This window comes from Gordonia sesuvii, from assembly GCF_036350415.1.
Lineage (GTDB): Bacteria > Actinomycetota > Actinomycetes > Mycobacteriales > Mycobacteriaceae > Gordonia > Gordonia sesuvii.
Genome location: NZ_JAZDUF010000002.1, coordinates 532,453 through 557,119, shown reverse-complemented (window position 1 = coordinate 557,119; position 24,667 = coordinate 532,453). Strand labels below are relative to the sequence as shown.

Annotated in this window: 22 protein-coding genes and 4 tRNA genes; 9 read left to right on the top strand and 17 right to left on the bottom strand. The window is 68.3% G+C overall.

Annotated features, from left to right (window positions below):
- Positions 1 to 150: 150 nt before the first annotated feature.
- Positions 151 to 2,115: a 1-deoxy-D-xylulose-5-phosphate synthase gene (gene dxs / locus VZC37_RS09265; protein ID WP_330432167.1), complete on the top strand. Its 1,965-nt coding sequence runs from the start codon at positions 151 to 153 to the stop codon at positions 2,113 to 2,115.
- A gap of 23 nt (positions 2,116 to 2,138) precedes the next feature.
- On the opposite strand, the gene VZC37_RS09260 is transcribed toward dxs, so the two are convergent.
- Together VZC37_RS09260 and VZC37_RS09255 are read right to left on the bottom strand one after the other, a co-directional pair.
- Entirely contained in the window at positions 2,139 to 3,413 is a 1,275-nt protein-coding gene (locus VZC37_RS09260) for an HRDC domain-containing protein (protein WP_330432166.1), read from the bottom strand.
- Between the two features lie 18 nt (positions 3,414 to 3,431).
- Positions 3,432 to 4,052 (bottom strand): DUF3000 domain-containing protein, encoded by a 621-nt coding sequence (locus VZC37_RS09255; protein ID WP_330432165.1) that lies wholly within the window; start codon positions 4,050 to 4,052, stop codon positions 3,432 to 3,434.
- A 68-nt stretch (positions 4,053 to 4,120) separates the two neighbouring features.
- On the opposite strand from VZC37_RS09255, the gene hemE reads away from it, so the two are divergent.
- From hemE to hemQ, 3 genes are read left to right on the top strand one after another with little or no spacing between them, the layout of a single operon-like run.
- A complete protein-coding gene (gene hemE, locus VZC37_RS09250) occupies positions 4,121 to 5,188 on the top strand; it encodes a uroporphyrinogen decarboxylase (RefSeq protein ID WP_330432164.1) in 1,068 nt (355 codons plus the stop codon).
- Entirely contained in the window at positions 5,188 to 6,585 is a 1,398-nt protein-coding gene (hemG, locus tag VZC37_RS09245) for a protoporphyrinogen oxidase (RefSeq protein WP_330432163.1), read from the top strand. Before hemE ends, hemG begins: the two co-directional genes overlap by 1 nt.
- A 51-nt stretch (positions 6,586 to 6,636) precedes the next feature.
- A complete protein-coding gene (gene hemQ, locus VZC37_RS09240; protein WP_330432162.1) occupies positions 6,637 to 7,332 on the top strand; it encodes a hydrogen peroxide-dependent heme synthase in 696 nt (231 codons plus the stop codon).
- Positions 7,333 to 8,107: 775 nt separating this feature from the next.
- On the opposite strand, the gene msrB is transcribed toward hemQ, so the two are convergent.
- The 4 genes from msrB to VZC37_RS09220 all read right to left on the bottom strand — a co-directional run bounded on the left by msrB (position 8,108) and on the right by VZC37_RS09220 (position 12,370).
- The gene (msrB, locus tag VZC37_RS09235) at positions 8,108 to 8,551 is read right to left on the bottom strand and encodes a peptide-methionine (R)-S-oxide reductase MsrB (protein ID WP_330432161.1); all 444 of its coding nucleotides are present in this window, start codon (positions 8,549 to 8,551) and stop codon (positions 8,108 to 8,110) included.
- Positions 8,548 to 9,834, bottom strand: coding sequence for a glycosyltransferase family 87 protein (locus VZC37_RS09230; protein WP_330432160.1), 1,287 nt, complete (start codon positions 9,832 to 9,834; stop codon positions 8,548 to 8,550). Before VZC37_RS09230 ends, msrB begins: the two co-directional genes overlap by 4 nt.
- Before the next feature lie 71 nt (positions 9,835 to 9,905).
- Positions 9,906 to 11,507: an alpha/beta hydrolase gene (locus VZC37_RS09225; protein ID WP_330432159.1), complete on the bottom strand. Its 1,602-nt coding sequence runs from the start codon at positions 11,505 to 11,507 to the stop codon at positions 9,906 to 9,908.
- Between the two features lie 71 nt (positions 11,508 to 11,578).
- Entirely contained in the window at positions 11,579 to 12,370 is a 792-nt protein-coding gene (locus VZC37_RS09220) for a pyrimidine reductase family protein (RefSeq protein ID WP_330432158.1), read from the bottom strand.
- Between the two features lie 37 nt (positions 12,371 to 12,407).
- Here VZC37_RS09220 and zapE point away from each other — a divergent pair, with 37 nt between their 5' ends.
- Positions 12,408 to 13,421 carry a cell division protein ZapE gene (gene zapE, locus VZC37_RS09215; RefSeq protein ID WP_330432157.1) on the top strand — a complete coding sequence of 338 codons (1,014 nt, stop codon included), beginning with the start codon at positions 12,408 to 12,410 and terminating at the stop codon, positions 13,419 to 13,421.
- A 4-nt stretch (positions 13,422 to 13,425) separates the two neighbouring features.
- Here the strand turns inward: zapE and VZC37_RS09210 are convergent, their stop codons facing one another.
- From VZC37_RS09210 to VZC37_RS09200, 3 genes are read right to left on the bottom strand one after another with little or no spacing between them, the layout of a single operon-like run.
- Positions 13,426 to 13,986, bottom strand: a complete 561-nt coding sequence (locus tag VZC37_RS09210) for a GNAT family N-acetyltransferase (protein WP_330432156.1) — start codon at positions 13,984 to 13,986, stop codon at positions 13,426 to 13,428.
- Between the two features lie 43 nt (positions 13,987 to 14,029).
- The gene (locus VZC37_RS09205; protein ID WP_330432155.1) at positions 14,030 to 14,668 is read right to left on the bottom strand and encodes a carboxymuconolactone decarboxylase family protein; all 639 of its coding nucleotides are present in this window, start codon (positions 14,666 to 14,668) and stop codon (positions 14,030 to 14,032) included.
- A 46-nt stretch (positions 14,669 to 14,714) separates the two neighbouring features.
- Positions 14,715 to 15,281 (bottom strand): VOC family protein, encoded by a 567-nt coding sequence (locus tag VZC37_RS09200; RefSeq protein WP_330432154.1) that lies wholly within the window; start codon positions 15,279 to 15,281, stop codon positions 14,715 to 14,717.
- 37 nt (positions 15,282 to 15,318) lie between these two features.
- Here VZC37_RS09200 and VZC37_RS09195 point away from each other — a divergent pair, with 37 nt between their 5' ends.
- Complete coding sequence (locus VZC37_RS09195; RefSeq protein ID WP_330432505.1) at positions 15,319 to 15,981, top strand: TetR/AcrR family transcriptional regulator; 663 nt, start codon at positions 15,319 to 15,321, stop codon at positions 15,979 to 15,981.
- Between the two features lie 5 nt (positions 15,982 to 15,986).
- Here the strand turns inward: VZC37_RS09195 and VZC37_RS09190 are convergent, their stop codons facing one another.
- The 5 genes from VZC37_RS09190 to VZC37_RS09170 all read right to left on the bottom strand — a co-directional run bounded on the left by VZC37_RS09190 (position 15,987) and on the right by VZC37_RS09170 (position 17,705).
- On the bottom strand, positions 15,987 to 16,892 hold the full coding sequence (locus VZC37_RS09190; protein WP_330432504.1) for a cyclase family protein: 906 nt from the start codon (positions 16,890 to 16,892) through the stop codon (positions 15,987 to 15,989).
- Positions 16,893 to 17,068: 176 nt separating this feature from the next.
- Positions 17,069 to 17,326: a hypothetical protein gene (locus VZC37_RS09185; protein WP_330432153.1), complete on the bottom strand. Its 258-nt coding sequence runs from the start codon at positions 17,324 to 17,326 to the stop codon at positions 17,069 to 17,071.
- A 119-nt stretch (positions 17,327 to 17,445) separates the two neighbouring features.
- A tRNA-Val gene (locus tag VZC37_RS09180) sits at positions 17,446 to 17,520 on the bottom strand.
- Between the two features lie 16 nt (positions 17,521 to 17,536).
- A tRNA-Cys gene (locus VZC37_RS09175) sits at positions 17,537 to 17,610 on the bottom strand.
- A 22-nt stretch (positions 17,611 to 17,632) separates the two neighbouring features.
- Positions 17,633 to 17,705, bottom strand: a tRNA-Gly gene (locus VZC37_RS09170).
- 232 nt (positions 17,706 to 17,937) lie between these two features.
- Here VZC37_RS09170 and VZC37_RS09165 point away from each other — a divergent pair.
- Positions 17,938 to 18,012 (top strand) — tRNA-Val (locus VZC37_RS09165).
- A 19-nt stretch (positions 18,013 to 18,031) separates the two neighbouring features.
- On the opposite strand, the gene VZC37_RS09160 is transcribed toward VZC37_RS09165, so the two are convergent.
- Positions 18,032 to 19,573, bottom strand: coding sequence for an adenylate/guanylate cyclase domain-containing protein (locus tag VZC37_RS09160; RefSeq protein ID WP_330432152.1), 1,542 nt, complete (start codon positions 19,571 to 19,573; stop codon positions 18,032 to 18,034).
- 161 nt (positions 19,574 to 19,734) lie between these two features.
- Here VZC37_RS09160 and VZC37_RS09155 point away from each other — a divergent pair, with 161 nt between their 5' ends.
- Positions 19,735 to 21,159: a carboxylesterase/lipase family protein gene (locus VZC37_RS09155; protein WP_330432151.1), complete on the top strand. Its 1,425-nt coding sequence runs from the start codon at positions 19,735 to 19,737 to the stop codon at positions 21,157 to 21,159.
- A gap of 50 nt (positions 21,160 to 21,209) precedes the next feature.
- Here VZC37_RS09155 and VZC37_RS09150 read toward each other — a convergent pair whose 3' ends face one another.
- Both VZC37_RS09150 and VZC37_RS09145 read right to left on the bottom strand, forming a co-directional pair.
- Positions 21,210 to 22,496: a glycosyltransferase gene (locus tag VZC37_RS09150; protein ID WP_330432150.1), complete on the bottom strand. Its 1,287-nt coding sequence runs from the start codon at positions 22,494 to 22,496 to the stop codon at positions 21,210 to 21,212.
- Positions 22,493 to 23,083, bottom strand: a complete 591-nt coding sequence (locus tag VZC37_RS09145) for a TetR/AcrR family transcriptional regulator (RefSeq protein WP_330432149.1) — start codon at positions 23,081 to 23,083, stop codon at positions 22,493 to 22,495. Before VZC37_RS09145 ends, VZC37_RS09150 begins: the two co-directional genes overlap by 4 nt.
- Before the next feature lie 217 nt (positions 23,084 to 23,300).
- Here VZC37_RS09145 and VZC37_RS09140 point away from each other — a divergent pair, with 217 nt between their 5' ends.
- Positions 23,301 to 24,644, top strand: coding sequence for a glycosyltransferase 87 family protein (locus VZC37_RS09140; RefSeq protein ID WP_330432148.1), 1,344 nt, complete (start codon positions 23,301 to 23,303; stop codon positions 24,642 to 24,644).
- Positions 24,645 to 24,667 lie beyond the last annotated feature (23 nt).

Here is a 24,667-nt window from a genome sequence, read left to right as displayed (position 1 = left end):
CGGGGCCGCCGTGGTCGTCGGGGTGGTCGGCTTCCGTCGGTCCGTAGACTGTCGGGAAACACCGATCGCGGCCGGGGGCCCGATGCGGGTCGCGCGCCATCAGCCCGGCGTGCTGCCGATCCGGATTCGACGACAGTGATGGAGGACTTGATGGGCGTGCTCGAGAGGATCGGTTCGCCGGCCGACCTGGCCGCGCTGTCGTCCGATGACATGGACGCGCTGGCCACCGAGATCCGCGAATTCCTCATCGACAAGGTGTCGGCGACGGGTGGCCACCTCGGACCCAACCTCGGTGTGGTCGAGCTGACCCTCGCGCTGCATCGGGTGTTCGAGTCGCCGCGGGACCCGGTGATCTTCGACACCGGTCACCAGAGCTATGTACACAAGATCGTCACCGGTCGGCGCGACGGCTTCGACGACCTGCGTAAGCAGGGTGGTCTCACCGGCTACCAGGAGCGTGCGGAGAGCGAGCACGACTGGGTCGAGTCGTCGCATGCCTCGGCGGCGCTGTCGTATGCCGACGGGCTCGCCAAGTCCTTCGAGCTGACCGGGCAGGACGACCGTACGGTCGTCGCCGTGGTGGGCGACGGTGCCCTCACCGGCGGTATGTGCTGGGAGGCGCTGAACAACATCGCGGCAGGCGACCGACAGGTCGTCATCGTCGTCAACGACAACGGCCGTTCGTACGCGCCGACCATCGGCGGTCTGGCCCGCCACCTGTCGCTGCTGCGGCTGCAGCCGGGCTACGAGCGGTTCCTGGACGAGAGTCGCCGCGCCGTCAAGCAACTCCCGGTGGTCGGGCAGCCCGCCTACGCGGTGCTGCACGGCATGAAGAGCGGGCTCAAGGACCTCATCGCCCCGCAGGCGATGTTCACCGACCTCGGTCTGAAGTACGTGGGTCCGGTGGACGGCCACGACATCGGCACGTTGGAGTCGGAACTGCGGCGCGCCAAGGCGTTCGGGGGGCCGGTGATCGTGCACACCGTCACCCGCAAGGGCATGGGGTATGCGCCGGCGGAGAACCACGAGGCCGACCAGATGCACTCCACGGGTGTCATCGACCCGCGCACGGGCCGGGCCACCAGCGTCGCACCGCAGGACTGGACGTCGGTGTTCTCGTCGGCGATCGTCGAGGCGGGTTCGCGTCGCGACGACATCGTCGCGATCACCGCGGCGATGCCCGGGCCGACCGGGTTGTCTCCGTTCGGGGAGAAGTACCCGGATCGCATGTTCGACGTCGGCATCGCCGAACAGCACGCGGTGACGTCGGCGGCGGGTCTCGCGCTCGGCGGCCTGCACCCGGTGGTCGCGATCTACTCGACATTCCTCAACCGTGCGTTCGATCAGTTGCTGATGGACGTGGCGCTGCTGAAGCTGCCGGTGACCCTCGTGCTGGACCGCTCCGGGATCACCGGGCCAGACGGCCCCAGCCACCACGGCATGTGGGATCTGTCCCTGATGTCGCTGGTGCCCGGCCTCCGCGTCGCCGCACCCCGAGACGCTGTCCGGCTGCGGGAGGAGTTCGACGAGGCGCTCGGTGTCAGCGACGGTCCCACCGCCGTCAGGTTCTCCAAAGGTGCAGTGCCCGAAGATATCCGGGCAGTCGAGCGGCTCGACGACGGTGTCGACGTACTGCACCGCGCCGCGCCTGGCGTCGGTGCGGCGGCGGGTGACGTGCTGATCGTCGGTGTCGGTGCCTTCTGCGGGCTCGCGGTGGACACCGCGGAACGCCTGGGGCGTCAGGGCATCGACGCGACCGTGGTGGACCCGCGGTGGGTGCTACCCGTGCCCGAATCGATCGCGGCGCTGGCGGCCCGGCATCGACTGGTGGTCACGTTGGAGGACAGCGGGGTGCGCGGCGGCGTCGGATCCGCGGTCAGCGCGGCCCTTTCCGAGGCCGGGGTGACCGTGCCGGTGCAGCACCGCGGTATCCCGCAAGAGTTCGTCGCCCATGCCTCCCGGGGCCAGATTCTGGCCGGATTCGGGCTCACCGCACAGGATCTCGCCCGCAGTATCACCGCCACGGTGGCGGAGATGCACTCGGCGACCGATCCCGACGACACCGCAGACCTCTCCAGTCCGGACCTGTCGAGCGCACCCGACGGCGACAGCTGACCGGCTCGGCCCCGCGTACCGGCTCAGCCGGTCTCGACTTCGTTGAGCGTGGCGGCGAGGGCGTCGACGGTCAGGTCGCGCTGCCACGGTCGCGCCCCCTCGGCGGCCAGCCGGGCATCGACCGCCTCGGGTGAGGCTGGCAGATCGACTCCCTCCCAGCACAATTGACGGACGACGTCGGGGGCGAGCAGATTCTCCACCGGCAGTGCATTGGCCTCGGCGATCTCTTTGATCACCGGGCGCGCACGTGCCGCCCGCGCGGCCGCCTCCGGGTTGCGTTGATCCCACCGGTTGATCGGCGGCAGCCCGATCGTCGGCGACTTGCGTGGGGGCAGTTCGGCATCGGGCAGGTCGCGGGCCCGCTCGAGCGCCCCCAACCAGATCCGGGCCTGACGCCGTTGCCGCGGGCCGCCGAACACCGGCAGCCGCGTCAGCTCGGCATGCGTGGCCGGATTCGCCGTGGCCGCCGTGACGATCGCCGAATCCGGCAGCACCCGGCCCGGCGCGACGTCACGGCGCTGCGCGACCTCCTCACGGGCGGTCCAGAGTTCGCGGACCGCCGCGAGGGTGCGGGTGTTCTTGATCGTGTGGATGTTCGACGTCTTGCGCCATCGGTCCGGCCGCGGTGGTGCCGGCGGACGGTCCAGCACGAATTGGAACTCCTCGCGGGCCCACCGGTCCTTCCCGGCCTCGACGAGCGCCGCGTCCATCGCGTCGCGGAGTTCGATGAGCACTTCAACGTCGAGAGCCGCGTAGTTGAGCCAGTCCGCGGGCAGCGGACGGCGCGACCAGTCGGCAGCGCCATGGCCCTTGACCAGGCCGAGGCCGAGGAACTGCGCGACCATCGCGGCGAGATTCACCCGGCTCAGGCCGAGGAGCCTGCCCGCCAGCTCGGTGTCGTAGAGCTCGCGGCAGACGAAGCCCACCTCGCGCAGACAGGGCAGGTCCTGGTCGGCCGCATGGAGCACCCACTCGGGTCCGTCGAGGGCGGCGATGACCGGCGCGAGACCGGCCGGGTCCTCGATGGGGTCGAGCAGGAAGGTGCCGGCGCCGGCGCGCCGAATCTGGATGAGGTAGGCGCGTTGCGAGTAGCGGTATCCCGACGCGCGTTCGGTGTCGACCGCGATCGGCCCGTCGGCGGCGGCGATCGCTTCGGCGGCGGCGGCGAACTCCGTGGCGGTGACGAGCACCGGTGGTACGCCCTCCGCCGGTGCCAGTAGCGGTGTGGTCGGCTCTTCCTCAGGCTCCTGGTCCGGTTGCGGTCCGGTGGACCGGTCGTCGCCGTCACCGTCACTCATCCGACACCCGCCGCCGGTTCAGGCCGAACCCAGATCGGTGACGCCCACCGGGGGCAGGCCGGCCGCCGACGACAACACCTCGCAGAACGCCTCGAGGTGACCGGCCAGGTCGAGTCCGTCGGCGGTCCACGACGCCCGCAGTTCGAGTTGGTGGGCGCGCGGAGGTCCGGCGATGTCGCCGTAGCGCACGGAGGTCGTCGAGGTGACGGTGCCGCCGAGGGCCTTCACCATCACTCCACTCGTCGGGGACGAACCCGAGGTCTCGCCCGCCGGGACGCCGAGCGCGTCCGCGAGCCAACTCCAGGCCACCTCGGGCAGCAGCGGGTCCATCGCCAGCGCCGCCTCCACCTCGGCCTGCACATACGCGACCAGGCGCATCGTGCCGTTCCAGGCGTCCTGGCCGGCGGGGTCGTACAGCAGGATCAGTCGGCCGAAGGAACTGCCGGCGGAGTCGACCGGAACATCATCCGCGTCGTCGCCGCTGCGGACCTCGGCGCCGACGGCGTAGCTGTAGGGGGCCAGACGCTGCGGCGGACGGATGGGCCCGACCTCGATCTCCGGCCGGATCCGCGCGGCATGCAATGACGACACCGCGGCGCGGAAGTCAGCAGGCTCTGTCGGAGCTCCAGGAGAGGACACGGTTCGACGGTAGGTCCGGCCACCCCACCGTGGTCGGAGGCGCGCCGAGACGTGGCAGAGTAGGGGTGATGTCCGAGATGATGCGATCCCGCGCGCGCCGTGCGCACCCGTTCCCGCTCGTCGCCGCGGCCACCGGCGGCCGCCCCGAGAGGCGCCCGGTGTGGTTCATGCGACAGGCCGGCCGGTCGTTGCCCGAGTACCGAGCCATTCGCGCCGACCACGGCATGCTCGAGTCGTGCTTCGACCCGGAGCTGGTCTGTGAGATCACGATGCAGCCGGTCCGACGCCACGACGTCGACGCCGCCATCCTGTTCTCCGACATCGTGGTTCCGCTGAAGGCGGCAGGTATCGATCTCGACATCGTGGCCGGTACCGGGCCGGTCATCGCCGATCCCGTGCGGACGGCCGGCGACGTCGCGAATCTGCCTCGCCTCGATGACCATTCGGTGGGTGCGATCGCCCACGCGATCGGTCTGCTGCTGGATGAACTGCCGGACCAGACCGCCCTGATCGGATTCGCGGGTGCGCCGTTCACCCTGGCGTCCTATCTGATCGAGGGCGGCCCGAGCCGACACTATGAGCGCACAAAAGCGCTGATGTACGGCGACCCCGACACGTGGCACGCGCTGATGGGGCGTCTCGCCGACATCACCATCACCTTCCTGCGTGTCCAGCTCGAGGCCGGGGTGGATGCGGTGCAGCTGTTCGACTCCTGGGCGGGCATGCTGTCGCTCGCCGACTATCAGACATTCGTCGCCCCGCACAGCGCCCGCGTGTTCGCCGAGATCGCCGACCACGACGTCCCGCGCATCCACTTCGGTGTCGGCACGGGCGAACTGCTCGGCGCGATGGCCGATGCGGGCGCCGACGTGATCGGTGTCGACTGGCGCGTCCCGCTCCACGAGGCGGTCCGCCGAGTCGGCCCGGGCAAGGCGGTCCAGGGCAATCTCGATCCGACCCTGCTGTTCGCCGGCCCCGAGGTGGTCGAGCGTGAGGTCCGGCGCGTCGTCGCCGATGGCGACCGTGCGGTGCGCGCCGGTGCGACCGGCCACATCATGAACCTCGGTCACGGCGTCCTGCCGGGCACCGACCCCGACGTGCTCACCCGAGCGGTCGAGCTGATCCACAGCCTCTGATGCCGGCTCGGCGCATCGCGGTCGTCGGCGGTGGTATCTCCGGTCTGACGGCCGCATATCGACTGCGCCGCGCGCTGGGCGATGACGCCGACATCGATGTGTACGAGGCCGGACCCCGGTTGGGCGGCGTCCTGCACACCGTCGACGTCGGGGGGCGGACGGTCGACGTGGGCGCCGAGGCGTTCATCGTGCGTCGGCCGGAGGCACTCGACCTGATCCGGGAACTCGGACTGGCCGACCGGGTCGTCTCGCCGACCCCGCGGCGTCCGGCGGTGTGGTCGAACGGTCGCCTGCATCCGCTGCCGACACCCGCGTTGATGGGCATCCCGGTCACCCAGGAAGCCGTGTCCGACCTGGTGGAGCCTGCGGACCTGCAGCGAATGGCGCAGGAGCCGACGCGGCCACTGTCGTGGCGGGCCGGCGACGACCCGTCGGTCGGCGAGCTGGTGGCCGACCGGTTCGGACCATCGGTGGTGGCGCGCAGCGTCGACCCGATGCTGGGCGGGGTCTACTCGAGTCTGGCCGCCGACATCGGTGTGCGCGAAGCCCTTCCGGCGTTGTCGGCGGCGCTCGATCAGGGTGCGGCCAGCCTGACGGCCGCGGTGGCGGATCTCACGGCCAAGGCCACCGGCGCCGGTCCGGTGTTCGGCACGCTGGTCGGTGGTTATGCCGTGCTGGTCGACGCGCTGACCGAGGCGGCCGGTGTCCAACCGCGGCTGTGTCGCCACATTCGCGAGCTGGCCCCGGACAACGGTGGCTGGAGTCTGGAGGTCGAACGCGACCGCCACGTCGCCTACGACGGTGTGGTGCTCGCCCTGCCGGCCTGGCAGGCCGGTCACCTTCTGCATCGGGCAGCGCCTGCGATGGCGGCGCCGCTACGGGCCGTACCGCGCGCATCGTCCCTGATGGTGTCGATCGCGCTGGAACCCGGCACGGAGTTGCCGGACCATTCCGGGGTCCTCGTGGCGACGGGGGACACGTTGCGGGCCAAGGCCTTCACCTTCAGCTCCAGGAAGTGGGCCCATCTCGCCGACGACGACGGGCCGGTGTCGGTGCGCGCGTCCTTCGGCCGCTATCGGGCGCCGATCCCCGATGACTGCATCGAGGAGGGCGTCGACGACCGGATCCGCGCCGAGGCGCTGGAAGATCTGGACGCAGTGTGCGCCGCAGCCGGGGTCGGGGCGCCGTCGGGGAGAGTGCGCGCCACCTACGTCCAGCGGTGGACCAACGGTCTACCTGTCTATGCCCCCGGTCACCTGGCGTCGATGGCCGCCGTCGAGGCGGCCCGACCTGCCGGCCTGGTGCTCGCCGGGTCCGCCTACGCCGGCGTCGGGGTCCCCGCCTGCATCGGGCAGGCCGGGCGGGCGGTGTCGGCACTGCTCGGTGATCTGGTCTGACCGACCTGACCTGACTGATCGTTCGCACGGTCGCGGTGGCACCATGAACCCATGAGCCGTTTGGACTACGCAGAACTCAACGCCACCATCCGCTACCTGATGTTCTCGGTGTTCGCGGTCCGCCCCGGCGAACTCGGCACCGACCGTGACCAGGCCAAGGCCGACGCCACGGACTTCTTCAAGTCGCTCGAGGACTCCGGTGTGGTGGTCCGCGGCGTCTACGACGTCTCCGGTCTGCGCGCGGACGCGGACTACATGATCTGGTGGCACGCCGAAGAACTCGAACAGCTGCAGGCCGCCTACGCGAGGTTCCGTCGGGAGACGATCCTCGGCCGCGCAAGCGACGCCGTGTGGAGCAACGTGGCGCTGCATCGTCCGGCGGAGTTCAACAAGAGCCACATCCCGGCGTTCCTGGCGGGGGAGGAACCGGGCAACTACATCTGCGTGTACCCGTTCGTGCGGTCCTACGAGTGGTACCTGCTGCCCGACGAGGAACGCCGCAAGATGCTCGCCGACCACGGCAAGGCCGCGCGCGCCTACAAGGACGTCCGTGCGAACACGGTGTCGTCGTTCGCGCTCGGCGACTACGAGTGGCTGCTCGCGTTCGAGGCCCCCGAACTGCACCGCATCGTCGACCTGATGCGTGACCTGCGCGCCACCGAGGCGCGGCTGCACGTGCGCGAGGAGACCCCGTTCTTCACCGGCCCGCGGGTGGAACCGACCGCGCTGATCGATTCGCTGCCCTGACGGACGCCAGCGCCGGTTGAGAAGCGCGCGTTCCTCGCTGGTTGAGTGGCCGCGTGCGTACCCCTCGCTGGTTGAGTGGCCGGGCGCGTACCCCTCGCTGGTTGAGTAGCGGCGTGCGAGCTTGCGAGCCCGGCGCGTATCGAAACCTGGTGTCCGGGATCTCGATACGCCTGCTCGCTGTCGCTCGCCGGCTACTCGATCAGCGGTTGGGGGCGTGCGTGTCCCTTGCTGGTTGAGTAGCGGCGTGCGAGCTTGCGAGCCCGGCGCGTATCGAAACCGGGTGTCCGGGATCTCGATACGCCTGCTCGCTGTCGCTCGCCGGCTACTCGATCAGCGGTTGGGGGGCTGCCTCGCTGGTTGAGTAGCGGCGTGTCCCTTGTTGGGTTGTGTGGCCGCGTGCGTACCCCTCGCTGGTTGAGTAGCCGGCGTGCGAGCTTGCGAGCCCGGCGCGTATCGAAACCTGGTGTGTGTGATCTCGATACGCCGACTCGCTGTCGCTCGCCGGCTACTCGATCAGCGGTTGGGGCCGTCCCGCGACTCGATCAGCGGTTGAGGGGTGTCGAGGGTGTCTGCCTCGCTGGTTGAGTAGCGGCGTGCGAGCTTGCGAGTCCGGCGCGTATCGAAACCTGGTGTCCGGGATCTCGATACGCCTGCTCGCTGTCGCTCGCTGTCGCTCGCTGGCTACTCGATCAGCGGTTGGCGCCGTCCCGGCTACTCGATCGGCGGTTGAGGTGCCCGCCTACTGGTTCAGCAGTTGGGGCGCTCCGCTACTCGATCAGCGGTCGGGCGTCGTCGGCTCCAGCTTCAGGCTGATCGAGTTGATGCAGTACCGCAGATCGGTGGGGGTGTCGTAGCCCTCACCCTCGAAGACGTGCCCGAGGTGACTGCCGCAGTTGGCGCACAGCACCTCCACTCGCCGCATCCCCAGCGAGGTGTCGGCGCGTTCGATGATCGCGTCACCGGCGAGCGGGGAGAAGAAGGACGGCCACCCGCAGTGCGATTCGAACTTCTGCTCACTGCGGAACAGTTCGGCGTCGCATGCACGGCAGCGGTAGACACCGATGGTCGTGGTGTCGGTGTACTCGCCGGTGAAGGGCGCCTCGGTGCCGGCCTGCCGCAGCACCCGGTATTCCGCCGGTGTCAGCCGTTCACGCCATTGGTCGTCGCTGATCGGCCGGGCGTCGGTGGACTCGGATTCGGCGGGAGTGTTCGGACTCATTTCTCCACGGTAGCCACTGCATCGACACCGTCGCCACCGTCGCGCGACCGGTCGGTCAGCGCCGGATCGGCGGCCCCACCGCCGGCGTCGCCGGAGAGCGACGTGACACCGTCGCGGCGCATGTCCAGGTAGCGGAACAGCAGCGAGCAGAACACCGCGATCATCAGCAGCGACCAGCCCCAGGTCACCTTGTTGTACTCGAGCATCCGGCCGAACGCGATCCACTCCTCGGAGTAGTACGCGTCGAAGGTCATGCAGCCGTACACACCCAGCCAGGCCGGCCAGTTGCGCATCGTCGAGCCGGGGAGGAACACCGTCATCAACAGCGGGAACAACAGCATCGAGTAGTAGCCCTGGCCGAGCGCACCCACGAGGAACTGGGTGGCCAGCAGGATGCCGCTCGACGTGGCGAGCCACAGCAGTTCGTCGGTCCGCCGGTAGTAGCGGTACAGGAACCAGAGTCCAAAGATCGCCATCGCCACGAATGCGATCCGCAGTAGCAGCACCAGCCAGTCGGCGACGCCGAAGTAGGCGCCGTTGCCCGCGATCGAACTGTTGTAGTAGTCGCGCGCCTCGCCGAGATACGGCACGGTCCGGGTCACGAACGATCCGGGATCGGCGATCAGCGGCCACGCGACGATGTTGAGGATCAGTGGGATACCGATCGCGGTGATCAGCACCCGCCACTGCCGATTGAGCAGCGGCAGCAGAAGCAGCGGGATCAGCACCGGCTTGACCGCGACGACCAGGCCGATCGGAACCCCGGCCCACAGGTCTCGTCGGCGCATCATCAACACCATGAAGGCGAGCATCCCGAGCAGCACGAACGAGTTGAAGTTGGTGAAGATCAGGGTGTGCGAGACGGTCTCGGTGCTGAAGAAGAAGAACAGGATCACCGGGACCACCCACGAACGCGCGGAGAACCCGAACAGCTTGGCCAGCAGGAAAGCCGACGCGACCAAAGCGACAACGCTGAGCACGATGAAGATCCAGCGCGACCGTTCCGGATCGATCACGGCCATCGGGGCCATGAGCAGAGTCCCGGACGGGGGGTACAGGTAGTGCGGATCGACGGTGTCGAGATTCTCGGCATAGACCGGCTGACCGTTGAGGAACTGCAACGCGGCCTGGTACACGGGCCGGAAGTCGTCGGTCCGGTCGCCGTTGACAGCAAGGATGACCGACCGCTGGAAGATCATCATGATGGAGATCGGCCACAGCACCATCGGGATGATCCGCTCAAAGTTCATCTGCGGATGGAGGTACCTGTCGAGAATCGCCACTCGCGAACCGTACTACGTGCCGGGTGCCGGATCCGCATGCCGTGCGACGTTTCCGCAGGCTTTGTCGACGCTCAGCTGGGGCAGCCGCGGTCGGTCGGTTCGCCGAGCGGCTCGTCGCCCAGATACTGGGCGACGATCTCCGCGGCGCAGGCACTGCGCGCGAGGACCGAATAGCCGAGCCCGTCCCAGGTCACCCTCGTCGGTGTTGTGCCTGCCCTGATGAACAGACCACCGAGTGCCTCGGCGCCGCCGCCCCCGTTGATCGGGTCATTGGCGCCGTCGAGCATCAGCGGGTCCACCGGGAGCGCGCTGGGCGGATTCACCGGCGTCGACGACGCCCAGGCGTTGCATCGCATGAGCGACAGGGCGCTGTCCGCGCCGGTCAACGGGTTCTGTCGGGACCATGAGTCGATCAGGCCGGGGATCTCGTTCTGGCCGACCGGTCCGCTGACGTCGTTGCAGTGCGACACCAGCTGGCCGTCGGTGGTGCGCAGCGTCGCGGCGCGGTCGGCGAGCCGGGTGAGTGCCCCGACGTCGCCGCGGTCGGCCGCGGCGATGGCTGCCGCCAGGTCGGTCACCGATTCCGGCCGGTCGGCGGCCAGTGCCAGCGACGTGGTGATTGCGGACAGGGCCTCGGTGTCCGAGAGTCCGCCGAGATCACCGGCGCGCCCCTTGGCAAGGACGCCGGCGATCCGGGCGGTGCCGTCGGCGCCGAGCGGGCACGACCCGGTGGCGTTGCAGCGCTGGGCAAAAGTCCGCAGCGCCGCCTGGACGCCGGTGGCGCGCGCCGCGGCACGGTCGCGGGCGTTGGCACCGAAAGGAGTGGGGGTGTCGAGGATGATCCGCCCGGCGCGACCGGAGAAGTTCCCGGCATAGGCGAGGACCACATCGGCCCCTTCGCCCACGCCGACGAGTGCGAGTTGGTCGACGCCCCAGGCGATGCGCAGCGCCTCGATGTCGGCGGCCGCGAACGCCTCGCCGAAATCCAGCTGGTGCGGGTCGAGCGTCTCGGTGCAGCCGTCGGACGCCGACGACGCGGCACGTGCCAGCCGATCGACCCGCTGCTCCTGCGACGCCGGCCCCTCGGCCAGCCCGTTGCTGAGCATCGCGGCGCGCTCGAACCGCGTCATGCAGTCGATCTCGCTGCTCGCCGCGCTGCCACGTCGGTCGACCGCCACGACCGGATGCCGGGCCAGCACGGACCGGCCCGGACTGGTCGCCAGCATCATCAGCGTCCGCGAGGACGGCACGTCGGACCCGGATGTGAGCACCAGCGGCGGCGCGTCGGCGGGCGTGGCCTCGACGCTCGCGCGGGTGAGCGCGACGGTGAGGGTGTCGCCGGTCGGGCGGTACGGGTTGACCGGGACACTCAGCTCCGCACACTCGACGGAGACACCGCCGGAAGGATCGATGTCCCATCGTCCGGCGGACTCCCGCCCGCAGTCGGTCCAGTCGAGTTCGTTGCGGGGCGCCTGGATCGGTGGCGGTCCGGCCGGCGCCGACGACGACGTCGGCGCCTCGGCGGCACCGTCGCCGCCGGTGACCACGTCGGGTCCGGGGTCGGGGCCGACCGCGCACGAGCTGACGCCGACGATGGTCACGGTCGCCGCGGCCACCGACAGCACCGCGGCGCGCCACCGACCGCTGGCCTTCCGCCGGGGTGCTCGTCGCATGACCGCGAGCCTAGTCAACGGTTCCGGTGCCGCGACCGAGCCGGTGCGGCGCACAGTTCGATCCAGTGGCGTCACGCGTCGTCGGCGCTCGCCCGGACCCAGCGGGTGAACACGAACCCGTCGTCGTCGGTGATGAACGACTCGGGCCGCATCCGGCGGAGGTCGGCCGGCCCGTCGTGCCCGATGATCCGCCCCGCGTCGCCGCCGACCAGAGTGGGGCTGGTGGTGACGCACAACTCGTCGAGCACATCGGCGGCGACCAGCGCCCCCAGCAGGGACGGTCCGCCCTCGCTCAATACGCGAATCCACCCACGTTCGGCGCACACGTCCATCACCGTGTGCACGTCGACGGTGTCCGCGCCGCAGTCGATGAGGGTGGCGCCCGCGTCGGCCAGCGCCGACCGGCGATCGGCGGGTGCCGACTCGCAGGTCAGGACGATCGTGTCCGCATTCGCCAGCGGGGGATAGTCGTCGGGTATCGACAGCGATCGCGACAGCAGGGCGAGCGCGGGGGCCGGTGACTGTTCGCGGGCCTCGCGGTCGGTGGCGAACGCGTCGTCGGGCGAGGGCTGGCGATACCCCTCGGTGACCGCGGTGCTCGCACCGACCAGCACGACGTCGGCCAGCGCCCGCAGCACCCGGAACACCATCTTGTCGCCGGGTCCGCCGAGGCCGCCGGACCTGCCGTCGACGGTGACCGCGCCGTCGATCGAGCTGACCATGTTCGCCCGGACACAGGGCCGCGGAAGGCAGGGCGGCGACGACGGTCGCGGTGGGTAGGCGTACTGCTCGGCGAGCCACCGCAGCGTCGCGGCCTCGTCGTCGGCGGGTGTGAGCTGGGTCGCTTTCTGTAGACCGAACATGCGTCCATCATGGCCGAGGTCGATACGCTGCCTATCTATGACGGCACGACTATGCGACCGCAACCCGACGGTCGCACCCGAGGCGCTCATCGGCGAGATGGTGCCACCGTCGACGTTCGACTCGGTCAGCTTCGACTCCTACATCCCCGACCCGGCCGAGCCCTCCCAGGCCGAGGCGGTGGCCAAGGCCCGTGATTTCGTCGCGCGGGCGGGCAAGGTCCGCGGCGGCAAGCGTGGATTGTTCTCCCGCAAGTCCACGGGGCAGGGGATCGGGCTCTACCTCGACGGCGGATTCGGTGTCGGCAAGACCCACCTGTTGGCCTCGATCTACCACTCGCTTCCGGAGCCGAAGGCGTTCGCCACGTTCGTCGAGGTCACCCATGTGGTCGGTGCGCTCGGATTCGTCAACGCCGTCGAACGCCTGTCGGAACACACCGTGCTGTGCATCGACGAGTTCGAACTCGACGACCCCGGTGACACCATGCTGGTGTCGCGGCTGCTCACCGAGCTCACCGCCAAGGGGGTGTCGATCGCTGCGACGTCGAACACGCTGCCCGGCCAACTCGGCGAGGGACGGTTCGCCGCGCAGGACTTCCTGCGGGAGATCCGCAAACTGTCGTCGGTCTTCGAGACCATCCGCGTCGACGGCCCGGACTACCGTCACCGTGATCTGCCGCCGGCGCCGGAACCGCGCACCGACGCCGAACTGAAGGAGCTGGCCGACGCCACACAGGGCGCAACGCTCGACGGTTTCGACGAACTGTGCGAGCACCTGAGTACCCTGCATCCGTCGAAGTACAAGGATCTCGTCGACGGGGTGTCGCTGGTGTGCATCCGTGATGTGCATCCGGCGCAGGATCAGTCGGTGGCGCTGCGCATCGTGGTGCTGGCCGACCGTCTGTACGACGCAAACATCCCGGTCACCGTGTCCGGCAACAAGCTCGACGAGATCTTCACCGAGGAGATGCTCGCCGGCGGGTATCGCAAGAAGTATCTGCGCGCGACGTCACGCCTGCTGGCGTTGTCGCGGTTCGCGGAATCCGCGGTCTGATCGGTCAGTCCAACGGCTGCACATAGATGTAGTCGTGCTCGATGCTGCCGTTGAGGTCGAAGGTCTTGACTCCGGCCCGGCGGAAACCCATCTTCGCGTAGAACCGTTGGGCGCGTTCGTTTTCCTGATTCACACCGAGCCAGGCCAGCACGCTGCCGCGCTCGCGGGCGAGTCGGAGCGCGGCATCCATCAGTGCGTGCGACGGGGGTGATGTGCGGCCGAGTGCGTGATGATCGGCGGCGACGTACATCTTGGAGACCTCGGTGACCGGCCGTCGGGTCACCACGGCTGCCACATCCGGGTGTGTGGGCGCCGTGTGCACGACGAGGCAGTATCCGATCACGTCGCCGCCGATGCCGTCGCGTGCCACGAGCACATCTCGATCGGCCGCGACGATGTGGCCGGCGAAGCTGTCCGCATCAAGGTTCGACGTGACGAACGCGGCGATGTCCTCGGCGGTCGAATGCGGTGGGCAGGCCAATGGGAACGTGGCCGCCGCCAGCGCCGCCACGTCCGGCGCGTGCACGGCGTCGGTGACGATCTCGATCAGCGCGGGCTCTGGCACGCCCGCAGCCTACGCCGCCGGCGCGGGCAGGCACCGGCCGGTGTCACTCGCCTGCGAGGTCCGCGGAAAGATCGGCGACCTGCACGTCGTCGGGGATCTCGACCTCCGCGATGCGCTCGGGTACGTCGTCGAATTCGAGGCGCAGAGCCTTGCACATGGTTGCGTGCATGTCGTACATCGCGGTGATGTACGTGAGCTGGACGATCTCCGCCGGCGGCAGGTGTTCACGCAGTACCTCGAACACCCCGTCGGGTACGCGCCCACCGTCGAGTACGAGGCCGTCGGTGTAGGCGAGTACGGCGCGTTCGAGTGGGGTGAACAGGTCGCTGACCTGCCAGGCGGGGATGGCTGCGATCTTCTCCTCGGGCATGCCCAGCGACCGCATCTGTTTGCAGTGCTGGGAGAAGACGAACTGACTGCCGCGCGCGAAACCCGCACGGCCCTGACCCAGTTCGCGTAGCAGTGGGTCGATTGTGGCGCCCCGATAGAGGGCGAACCCGCGCACGGCATGCCCGAAGACGTCTGGGTCGTTGGCGAACACGGTCCACCAGTCGCCGGGCGTCGCGTGGATCGTGCCGTGGTCGACCGCCGGGTCCTTGTCCGGGCCGAAGAGCCGGTCGTAGAAGAAGAGGATCTTCTTGTCGGTGACGTCGGCTCGGTGGACTTCGGGAAGGCGTGGCATCTGTTCCTCTCGGATGTTCGATCGTGCCGGTCAGGGCGTGTGCGGGTCAGGGGGCCGTGTGGGCGTGGCGGTCGGCTGCTGTCTTGGGCTCGTGGGCCACGTCGGCGGCGGTGAATTCCCGGGTCCAGCAGGCGAACTCGAGCAGTACGCCGTCGGGGTCCTGGAAGTAGAACGACCGGACGAACGTGCCGGGGTGCACGTGTCGGGACACTCCAGCGGGACTGTCGTCGTGATTGAGGACGGGGCTGACCGCGACTCCGGCCGCTTCGAGCCGGGTGCGGTAGTCGTCGAATTGCTCGGGGGGCACGGCGAACGCGACGTGGTTCATGGAACCCACGGCGCTGGCGAGTTCGCCCTCGTCCGGGCGGCCTTTCGGCGCAGCGATCCCGGGTGCGGCGTCGGGGGAGTCGGCAAGCCAGAAGAACGCGACGGTGTTGCCGCCGCCGCAGTCGAAGAAGAAGTGCTGACCGAGCCCGCCGGGTAGGTCGAGGGTCTTGACCAGCGGCATGCCCAGGACCCCGGAGTAGAAGTCGATCGTGCGCCGCATGTCGGCGCACACCAGGGCCAGATGGTTGATTCCGCGTAGTTCGAACGTGGTGTTCTGGGGGGACATCGGAACTCCTTGTCGAGGTGGGTATGACTTGACGGTCATGTCAGCCTGGTGGATGGTTCTGGAGGTGGCGAAGTCGTCGGTCAGCAGCTCATCGGTGCCCGCTCCTGTCGAGTCGTTGTCTCGACGTGGCCGGGCGACCCGCGACGCCGTGCTCGACGCCGCGCAACGGGTGTTCGAGCGGGTCGGATTCCTCGATGCCCGGGTCGAACTGATTGCGCAGGAGGCGTCGGTCTCGTACGGGACGTTCTATCGGTACTTCGTGTCCAAGGAGGACGTCTTTCGTGAACTGAGCACTCGGCTGTTCGCCGAGGTGCACTTGCAGGAGCCGTCGGCGCCCGACCTCTCGGCCACGCAGCGACTTGTCGCGGCCAACCGTTCCTACTACGAGGCGTATCGGCGTAACGCGCGCATGATGGCGATCGTCGAGCAGGTCGCGACGTTCAACGAGGAGTTCCGCGAATTGCGTCACCGGCACCGCGCCCAATGGATCGATCGAACCGCTGCGGCCATCGCCCGGTGGCAGGCCGATGGCCGCGCGAGCGTCGCGCTCGACCCGGTGATGGCGGCGCGGGCGATGGCGGCGATGGTCGATCACACGCTCTACCTCTGGCTGGTGCAGGGCGAGGACGCCGACGAGGAGCTGTTGCTGACGACCCTGGACCAGATGTGCGTCGGCGCACTGGGTCTCGACGCCGGCTGAATCCATCAGCGGATCGCCAACGGGTTGATCGGGGAGCCGACACCCCGGGTGAACTTCAGCGGCGGGCCGGCGAAGAAGAAGTCGTAGTGGCCATCGGCGGCGCAGGCCTCGGCGAGTTCCTCGAAGTCGAGCATCTCGGCCAGCGTCATCCCCATGTCGCGGATCAACACCATGTGCACTTCGAACAGCGCGCCGGGGTTCTCGCCCGGGATCGCCTCGATTGCCCAGTTGTCGGAGCCGACGACCGCGACGTCACGGTCGCGGAGCCACTGTGCGCTGCTCAGCGCCAGGCCGGGCTCGCCGGACATGAATCCGTGGGGGTCCCGCTCGGTGAGAAACTTGGCGCGCCAGCCGGTTCGGAACAGCAGGATGTCGCCGGGCCCGACGTCGACGCCCTGCGCCGCTGCCACCGCGTCGAGCTCGTCCGCGCCGATCGTCGACCCGGCCTCCAGCCAGTCGACCCCGCGGTGACGGGCGATGTCGAGCAGCACCCCGCGGCCGGCGATGCCTTTGCCCTGGGTGTGGATGCCGCACTTGCCCGCGCCCTTGATGGTGACCTCGTCGCCGGGATGGCCGTTGTAGAGCTTCTCGTCGTAGTGCACGTGAGCGAGGGAGTCGTACTGCGAGCCGGCCTGCAGCGGCATGAAGACAAAATCGTCGGCCCACTTGAAGCCGCCGGGCAGGACTTGTTCCTGTCCGTTCTCCGACATCAGACGGATGGGGTTCATACGGACGCCGCCGGGCTGCGGACCGTCGGCGTCGAGGGGGATGCCGAGGTCGAAGATCTCTCCGGTGCGGATCAGGCCGGCTGCCGCGGCCACTCGTTCGGGCGTGATCAGGTTGGTGGTCCCGCGCTCGTCGTCGGCGCCCCAACGACCCCAGTTGCGTACTCGGGCACCGAGTTCGCGCATGTCGGTGGTTGATTCCGATGTCGTCACGTGACCTCCTTGTCGCTGACATGCCCGATCGCGAGGCAGTCACCAAAGGTGCACCCGCATCAAACCCGAGCAGAACATGACATATATGTCATGTTCCGATCGTGATTGTGACGTGGAGCACTGAGTGAAGTCAACAGGCGGTATGGCGGCTACTCCCGTACCTGCGCGATCGACAACAGCACAGTGACCGCGCCGTCGCCGTCCTGCTCCGGTTCGTGATCGGTCAGGGTGAACTGCGTCAGGCGGGCGAGGTTCACGAAGTATGCGGTGGGCTCGGGGTCGCCGACGGTCACCGCAATGGGTTCCTGCTTGCGAACCACATCCCGGAGGAACTCGGTGACCTCTGGAACGGATTCGGTGAAGAGAAGCTGGATATCGAGCTCGGGGGAGGTGAGAAGTGTCGACATCTGCTGATCGAAACAAGAGTTGGCTTCGCGTATGTCACTTTCCGTCGAAGCGTTCAGAGTCACCACGTCGTGACAACAAGAAAGGCACCCTCGAAAGGGTGCCTGACCTGCAATAACAATGGTGCGCGATACTGGGATTGAACCAGTGACCTCTTCCGTGTCAGGGAAGCGCTCTCCCACTGAGCTAATCGCGCGGGTATGCAATTGGTGTGGAGGTGGCGACGGGAATCGAACCCGTGTACACGGCTTTGCAGGCCGTTGCCTCACCACTCGGCCACACCACCAGATGCGAGAGGACTCGCGCCGAGCGGATGACGGGATTCGAACCCGCGACCCTCACCTTGGCAAGGTGATGCGCTACCAGCTGCGCTACATCCGCATGGTCGGGAGCGATCTTGTGGATCTTTTGTGCTCTCGACGCGAAGCAGAACACTATCGGACGTACTCGCGACACACCAAATCGCCTGGTCAGAGCGCTGCAAACGTGAGGATGTCCAGCCAGGGACGGTGTGGGTAGCCAGAGACACGTCCCGAACACGCGGATTTGGGGTAGACGCAGAACTCCGTGTAACCTTCCTCCTCGTGCACCGGCGCGCCTCGCGCCGAAACACGGTCCCGTGGCTCAGTGGAAGAGCGTCCCGTTCACACCGGGAAGGTCGCTGGTTCGATCCCAGCCGGGACCACCATTCATCTCTGCGGCCGATCTCACCGTTGTCCGTTCGTCGGTCCGAGGCGGGCCAGTCCACGAAGAATCCACGGCGTGTGCCGTGCCATCAGGCCGACCGCCCGATCTGCGCCCCGCATCGCCACCCGAGGACCAGGTGTCGGCGTGGCGATCAGTTGCGCCTCCGCCGATCCGGCCAGCACCCCATGCCGCTCGACCGCCAATAGTTGCCACATCCCGGAGACACCCCGCAGTTCGACGATTCCGCGGTCGGCGAAGCCGGTTCCCGAACCCACGACCAGGTCGCGGACGGTGCGGGACACCAGGATGTCGCCCGGCCGGGCCTGCCCGAGGATGCGTGCGGCGATGTGCACGGCGATTCCGCCGATGTCGTCGCCGATCAGTTCACACTCACCGGCATGTATCCCGGCCCGGATCTCGACACCGATCATCTCGGTCTCGGTCCGTACCGCTTCGGCGCAGCGAATGGCCTGCGTCGGACCATCGAACGTCGAGAGGTGTCCGTCGCCGGTGTTTTTCACCACGGTGCCACCGAAACGCTCCGTCTCCTCGGCGGTGATCGAGCCGAAGCGATGCAGCACCGCTCGCCATCGCTCGTCGCCCGCCTTCTCGGCGTGCCGCGTCGACGCGACGATGTCGGTGAACAGCACCGTGCGCAGCGCGCGATGCGACTGCGGTGGCGCAGCATGGCTTCCGGTGAGGAACTCCTCGATCGCGGTCAGGATTCGGTCGGGCTCGGTGGCCCACGGTGCGTGGTCGATCCCGTCGACCTCGAGCCAGCGGGCGTCGGGGATGTGATGGGCGAGATAGCGGCCGCACTGCACGGGCATCGTGTCGTCACGGGCATGGATCACCAGGGTCGGTGTGGAGAGCGTGGGCAGGATCGCCCGGACGTCGATCGCGAGGTTGGATTGCATCGTCGCCCGCGCCATGCCGGGACTGGCGCACATCCGCTCGACCAGTGCGAGCTGGCGCATCGACTGGGTCGACGGGAACAGACACTTGCTCGCCGCGCCCGTTCCCCAGGCGTTCCTGGCGGCTCGCGCGAATTCCTGGAGTCCGGCGATCTTCTCGATCGGCGGTGTGAAAGCCTCACCGAGTTCGCTCCGCTGACGTGCTTGCAGCTGTGTCGGATCGCCTTCCAGAGCTTTCCAATCCGCCCCGGCGAGAAATGCGAACGACCCGAACAGGATCAGTGCTCGCACACGCTCAGGTCGTCGCGCGGCAAACAGAATCGACTGCGCACCACCTTCGCTCATACCGAACAGCGCGGCGTCGGTGAATCCGGCGGCGTCCATCACCGCCTCGATCTCGGCGGCGCGGTCATCGATCGTGCGGACGCGGGGGAGTGGATCCGACAAGCCGACGCCGGCCTTGTCGAAGAGTAGGACCTGGCAGAAGGAACCCAGGTGATCGAAGAAGGACTTGAACTCCGGGACCGTCCAGAACAACTCGAGGTGAGTGACCATCGGGCCGACGAAGACGAGTTCGATTGGCCCGTCGCCGAATACTCGGTACGCCAGGCTGAGATCGCCGCACTGTGCATACGACGTTTCCTGCACGTTGTCGACGATACGGCTCGTGCCCTGAGTCCGCGCCGCTTCCGCGCGGGTCAGCGCTTCGTGGGATCGGAACGACCGTGGACGGTCGACAGCAGGCAGCAGCTCACCCGGGCGCGCCGGATCGGCTCGCCGTCGCGGAGCGTCTTGTACGGTCGGACACTGTGACCCGTGCCTCCGTGAATGCTCCCGTCGTCAGCACCACCGCCGGTCGGGTAGTGGGCTGCACCGTCGACGGGATCTCGTCATTCCTCGGGATTCCCTATGCCGCACCGCTCGTTGGGCCGGCAGCGTTTGCAGCACCGACCAGCCCGCCGGGATGGGATGGTGTGCGGGCAGCCACCGAGTACGGCCCGACGGCGCCCCAGGTTCCGTACCCGGCCCCCATCGCCGCCCTCCTCGAGAACGTGATCGTGCCTGGCGACGACTATCTGAACCTCAACGTCTGGACACCCGACCCCGGTGGTGCGGGATTGCCGGTGATGGTGTGGATTCACGGCGGTGCCTTCACCCGTGGCTCCAATCGGATAACGATCTACGCCGGTGACACATTCGCCCGCGACGGCGTCGTCTGCGTCGGTATCAACTACCGGCTGGGGACCGCGGGCTTCGCCTCGATCGACGGCGCGCCGGAGAATCGCGGTCTTCGCGACCAGCTCGCAGCGCTGGAATGGGTACGCGAGAACATTGCGGCATTCGGCGGAGATCCGGACAACGTGACCGTCTTCGGGGAGTCGGCGGGCGCGATGAGCGTGGCGTCATTGCTCGCCTCACCACGAGGTGAAGGTCTGTTCCACCGGGCGATCATGCAGAGCGGCAACGGTTCGGCGGCGGCCGATGTGTCCGATGCGCGCAAGGTGACCGAACGAGTCGCCGCGTTACTGGGCGTTGAAGCGACGGTCGACGCCCTGGGCCGCGTCGACGCCGCGGCACTACTCAGGGCGCAGACGCAGATGGCGCTGGAGCTGATGACCAATCCCGACCCCGCACTGTGGGGAACATCGGTGATCAATGTGGGCATGGGGATCATGTCCCAGTTCCCCGTGATCGACGGCGAGATCCTGACCAGCGTTCCGCACGTCGCGATCGCCGACGGCGCGGGCGCGGACATCCCCCTGATCGCCGGGTGGAACGCGGACGAATACCGCTTCTTCATGGCGGCCACCGGCGGTGCCGCTGCGGTCAGTGAGGACGGCGCGGCAGCGGTGTTGGGGCGGGCACCGGGCGGCCTGGACTTTCTGCGCGGCAGATTGGACGCTGGTGCGACCCCGGGAGACGCACTCGCCGAGGCACTCACCGCGCGAGCCTTCTCCGCGCCGACAACGAGCATCGCGCTTTCCCGTCCGCCCGGATCGACGTTCCTCTACGAGTTCGGCTATCGCAGCCCGCAGGCCGACATCGAGGCCGGACACGCCGTCGAGATCCCGTTTGTGTTCGATCACCTCGACGCAGCGCACGCGTTGGTCGGTCCGCAACCCGACCAGCGCATTGCCGATGACATGCATCGGGCGTGGGTGGATTTCGCCACCACGGGCGAATCCGGATGGCCGGCGTATGCCGACGGCGCGCGCGCTCACCGTTTCGACTGACAGCCCCGACCACCGGGCGGAGGTCAGCGCACGCCGTAGGAGACGCCGGATCAGATGATCGGCCGTGCGGCGGACCCGTCTGGCAGTTCGAGTTCTTCCAGCTCGGCGATCACCGCATCCGTACGCGAATCGCGGACAATGATCGATCCCAGCCTCTCGGCGGACTCGGCGTAGGCGGGATCGGCCAGCAACCGCCGTGTCGCAGTGGCGATCTTGCGCCGACTCGCCTTGCGCGACAGAGTGATCCCAGCTCCGCGGGCGCTCACCCGAATCGCATTGTCGGGTTGGTCGCGGCCATGGGGGAGTGCGAGGATCGGTGTCCCCGCCGCGAGAGCGCGGACGACCGTGCCGTGGCCGGCGTGGGTGATGACCGCGCTCGCGTGCGGGAGAATTGCCGAATGGGGTGCCGCCGCGACCACGGTGACGTTGTCGGGTGCCGTCAGGGCGGACGGATCGATGGCCGGACCGGTGGTGACGAAGCCGCGCACCGGCAACTCCGCCAGAGCGTCGATCACGCGTTGCAGGCAGGCCGTCTGATCTTGGAACGTCGACGACAGCGCGACGAGGACCAGCGGTTCGTCACCCGCGGGCGGCGTCCATGTCGTGGTCGCCCAGTCCGGGTCGTCGAGCACCGCGCCGACATAGCGGACGTGGTCCGGCATCTGTGCGGGAAAGTCGAACTCCCGCGACGTGAGCACCAGGTGCCTGCGTGCGAGATGGACCTGGTCGAAGAACTCGGCGACCGGCGGCAGGCCGTAAACCTCGCGGAGTGCGTTCAGCCTCGGCACTCCCTTGTTCCACTGCCGCAACGTCACACGGCCGATGATCCGGTCCCGGAGTCGGGTCAGCGGGCCGCGGGCGGGCATCAAGCCGAGACACGCAGGCGGCATTCCGTCGACGGGCAGCAGGTAGGCGTTGGGGAACGGGACATCGAACCGCACTCCCCGCGCCTGCGCGGCAACCATCGCGCCGATCGCGAAGAACGAACACACGACGAGGTCGGGTCGGACGGTGTCGATCGCTGCGGCCGTGTCCCGCGCGTAGCCCGGGGCGGGACCGATGAACTGGTGGTCGAGCAGCATCCGGAACAGTTCGAACGGATTGCGGCACTCCCAGTCCCGGTAGTACGCGTCCTCCGGTAGCCGTGACGCACGGTTCGGGGCCGCCGTCCACGGCAGGTGCTCTGCGCCGGTGGCTGCCACATCCGGGATCATCGACGCTTCGGCGAGCACGGTGACGTGATGCCCGCGCTCGACGAGTCGGCGCACCATACCGAGTTCCGGCGGAACAGTGCCGCCCCCGTCGACGAGCGCGAACAGATATGTGCGAGTGGTCATGTTGAGTTTCCTGTCAGGATGCCGGCCACCAGGCCGGCCATGGTCTTCTCGGTGTCTGCGCGGTTGCGCCCCAGGTCGCGTCGGAGCAGTTTCCAGACATAGACGTCGGTGGCCGCGTGCAGCGCGTCCAGAAACTGTTCGCGCCGTTTCGGGTTCGTCGGGATGCTGTCGGCGAAAACCGTTGCCAGCCAGGTGCGGTGGCCGGCGCGCGCGACATCCAGTTGAGCGTTGAGGTCGGGGAACCGATCCGCGGCCATCGCCCAGCGGACGTTCGCATCGCCGATCTGTTCGTAGTTCCCGACGAGCGCGGTGATGGCGCCCTCCAGGTCACCGGGGCGCGCCGCGCGCGCGTCAAACGTCTCCGCGGCCAGCACCTCGGTCACGCCGACCACGACGCCCGCCTTGGACTCGAAATGATTGAGCACCGTTTGATGCGATACGCCCGAGGCCTTGGCGATCGCCGCGAGTGTCACGTCCTCGAAGGCTTTCTCGAGGAACAGTTTCGTCGCCGCGGCGAGAATTCGGTCGCGGGTGGCGACGGTGCTGTCGGCACGGTCGGACTGGGTGTAGGCACGAGTCGTTTTCATTTGACCATCACTCAAGCACTGATTTGAGTGCCGGTCAAGCGAAATTTCCGCGGTGCATCTGCACGAATGACCGACCACCCGATGAGGCGGCGAATGTCGCACTCCCACGGCGATTCTCCGCGCCACCGAGGTCCGGCGCCGGTATGTTCGCCTTGCGTGCGCAGCCGCCGCCCCGGATCGGGAGCGGTCGGTTGCGCCCCCGATCACCTGGGGACTGGTGGCGCTGGCCGCCGTGTGTGCCATTGGGGTCGTCATGTGGCACGTCGCCGCCGTGCCACTCGGAAACCCGTTCTACGGGTTGTTCGCCAACCTCACCGATCTGAAGGTGTATCGCGCAGGCGCGCAGACGATTCTGGACGGTGAACCGCTGTACGTCGGGCCGGTCCTGTGGCACCTCGAGTTCACCTATCCGCCGTTCGCCGCGTTGATGCTCACCCCGGTGGCACTCGTCGCGGAGGGCGTTGCAGCCCTCGGCTGGTGGGTCACCACCTTCGGCATGCTCGCCTGCGTCATCGTGCTCGGCTTCCGCAGTCTGGGCTATCGATGCGACGGCCGACTGTATGCGTTCGCCGTGCTGCTCGCGGTGAGCGCCACCGCGCTCGAACCGGTGCGCACCACCATCTGGCTGGGGCAGATCAACATCGTGCTGATGACCTTGATCATCGTCGACCTCGCCCTGCTGGATCTGGTGCGGCCGGGCTCCCGGCTCAAGGGCGTCGGGGTCGGCGTGGCCGCCGGGCTCAAGCTGATACCCGCGTTCTTCCTCGTCTACCTGGCCGCGATCCGGCAGTGGCGCGCCGTTGTGACGGGTCTCTGCGTGTTCGCCGCGACCGTCGTCGTGGGGTTCCTGGTGGTGCCCCGCGACTCGTGGACGTACTGGACCCAGGCGGTGGCCGGGACGGCGCGGGTTGGCATGGTCGACTCACCCGCCAACCAGTCCGTCAACGGGTTCGTGTCACAACTGCTGGCCTACTTCGACATCCGACGGTTCGCCCACCCGCTCGACGGCATCCGGGTATACGAGGCGCCGTGGTGGTTGTGGATGCCCTTCGCCGCGATCGCCGCAGTGCTCGGTGTGTGGGCGGCCTGCGTCGCTCATCGACGCGGCCGGGAGTTGCTCGCCGTGTGCATCATCGGGATGACGGCGGCGACCGTGTCGCCGTTCAGTTGGGGCCATCACTGGGTGTGGTTCGTCCCGCTGTTCGTGGTGGCGTTCGACGTCGCCTATCGCGGTTCGCGCGACCGCGGGTGGGTGGTCTGGTGGCGGTGGCTCGGGCCGATCGGCATCGTCACCGTCTCGTTCACCTGGTGGTATCACTGGTGGGACAGCGGGCCGCGGCTGAGCTCCGATCACGCGATCGCCCTGGGCCTCTTCATGATGCCGCGATGGCCCGATCCGCAGTGGTTCGACCGACTCGCGGTGGTCTTCTACGCGGGCTGTTACCCCCTGGTGTTGCTCGTCACAATCATCGTGACGTTGGTAACCGGCGTGCACCGGAGTCGCGTTCATCGCGTGTCCGCGCTCGATCGGCCCACCGAGGTGGTCACCCCGGTCGGCTAGGCTGGTCGGGCACAAACGGTCAC

Excerpts from the sequence above, each read along its gene's own strand:
- dxs (WP_330432167.1), top strand. The coding sequence starts at position 151 with ATGGGCGTGCTCGAGAGGATCGGTTCGCCGGCCGACCTGGCCGCGCTG.
- VZC37_RS09260 (WP_330432166.1), bottom strand. The coding sequence starts at position 3,413 with ATGAGTGACGGTGACGGCGACGACCGGTCCACCGGACCGCAACCGGAC.
- hemE (WP_330432164.1), top strand. The coding sequence starts at position 4,121 with ATGTCCGAGATGATGCGATCCCGCGCGCGCCGTGCGCACCCGTTCCCG.
- hemG (WP_330432163.1), top strand. The coding sequence starts at position 5,188 with ATGCCGGCTCGGCGCATCGCGGTCGTCGGCGGTGGTATCTCCGGTCTG.
- hemQ (WP_330432162.1), top strand. The coding sequence starts at position 6,637 with ATGAGCCGTTTGGACTACGCAGAACTCAACGCCACCATCCGCTACCTG.
- msrB (WP_330432161.1), bottom strand. The coding sequence starts at position 8,551 with ATGAGTCCGAACACTCCCGCCGAATCCGAGTCCACCGACGCCCGGCCG.
- VZC37_RS09225 (WP_330432159.1), bottom strand. The coding sequence starts at position 11,507 with ATGCGACGAGCACCCCGGCGGAAGGCCAGCGGTCGGTGGCGCGCCGCG.
- VZC37_RS09220 (WP_330432158.1), bottom strand. The coding sequence starts at position 12,370 with ATGTTCGGTCTACAGAAAGCGACCCAGCTCACACCCGCCGACGACGAG.
- zapE (WP_330432157.1), top strand. The coding sequence starts at position 12,408 with ATGACGGCACGACTATGCGACCGCAACCCGACGGTCGCACCCGAGGCG.
- VZC37_RS09205 (WP_330432155.1), bottom strand. The coding sequence starts at position 14,668 with ATGCCACGCCTTCCCGAAGTCCACCGAGCCGACGTCACCGACAAGAAG.
- VZC37_RS09200 (WP_330432154.1), bottom strand. The coding sequence starts at position 15,281 with ATGTCCCCCCAGAACACCACGTTCGAACTACGCGGAATCAACCATCTG.
- VZC37_RS09195 (WP_330432505.1), top strand. The coding sequence starts at position 15,319 with ATGTCAGCCTGGTGGATGGTTCTGGAGGTGGCGAAGTCGTCGGTCAGC.
- VZC37_RS09190 (WP_330432504.1), bottom strand. The coding sequence starts at position 16,892 with ATGCGCGAACTCGGTGCCCGAGTACGCAACTGGGGTCGTTGGGGCGCC.
- VZC37_RS09185 (WP_330432153.1), bottom strand. The coding sequence starts at position 17,326 with ATGTCGACACTTCTCACCTCCCCCGAGCTCGATATCCAGCTTCTCTTC.
- VZC37_RS09150 (WP_330432150.1), bottom strand. The coding sequence starts at position 22,496 with ATGACCACTCGCACATATCTGTTCGCGCTCGTCGACGGGGGCGGCACT.
- VZC37_RS09145 (WP_330432149.1), bottom strand. The coding sequence starts at position 23,083 with ATGAAAACGACTCGTGCCTACACCCAGTCCGACCGTGCCGACAGCACC.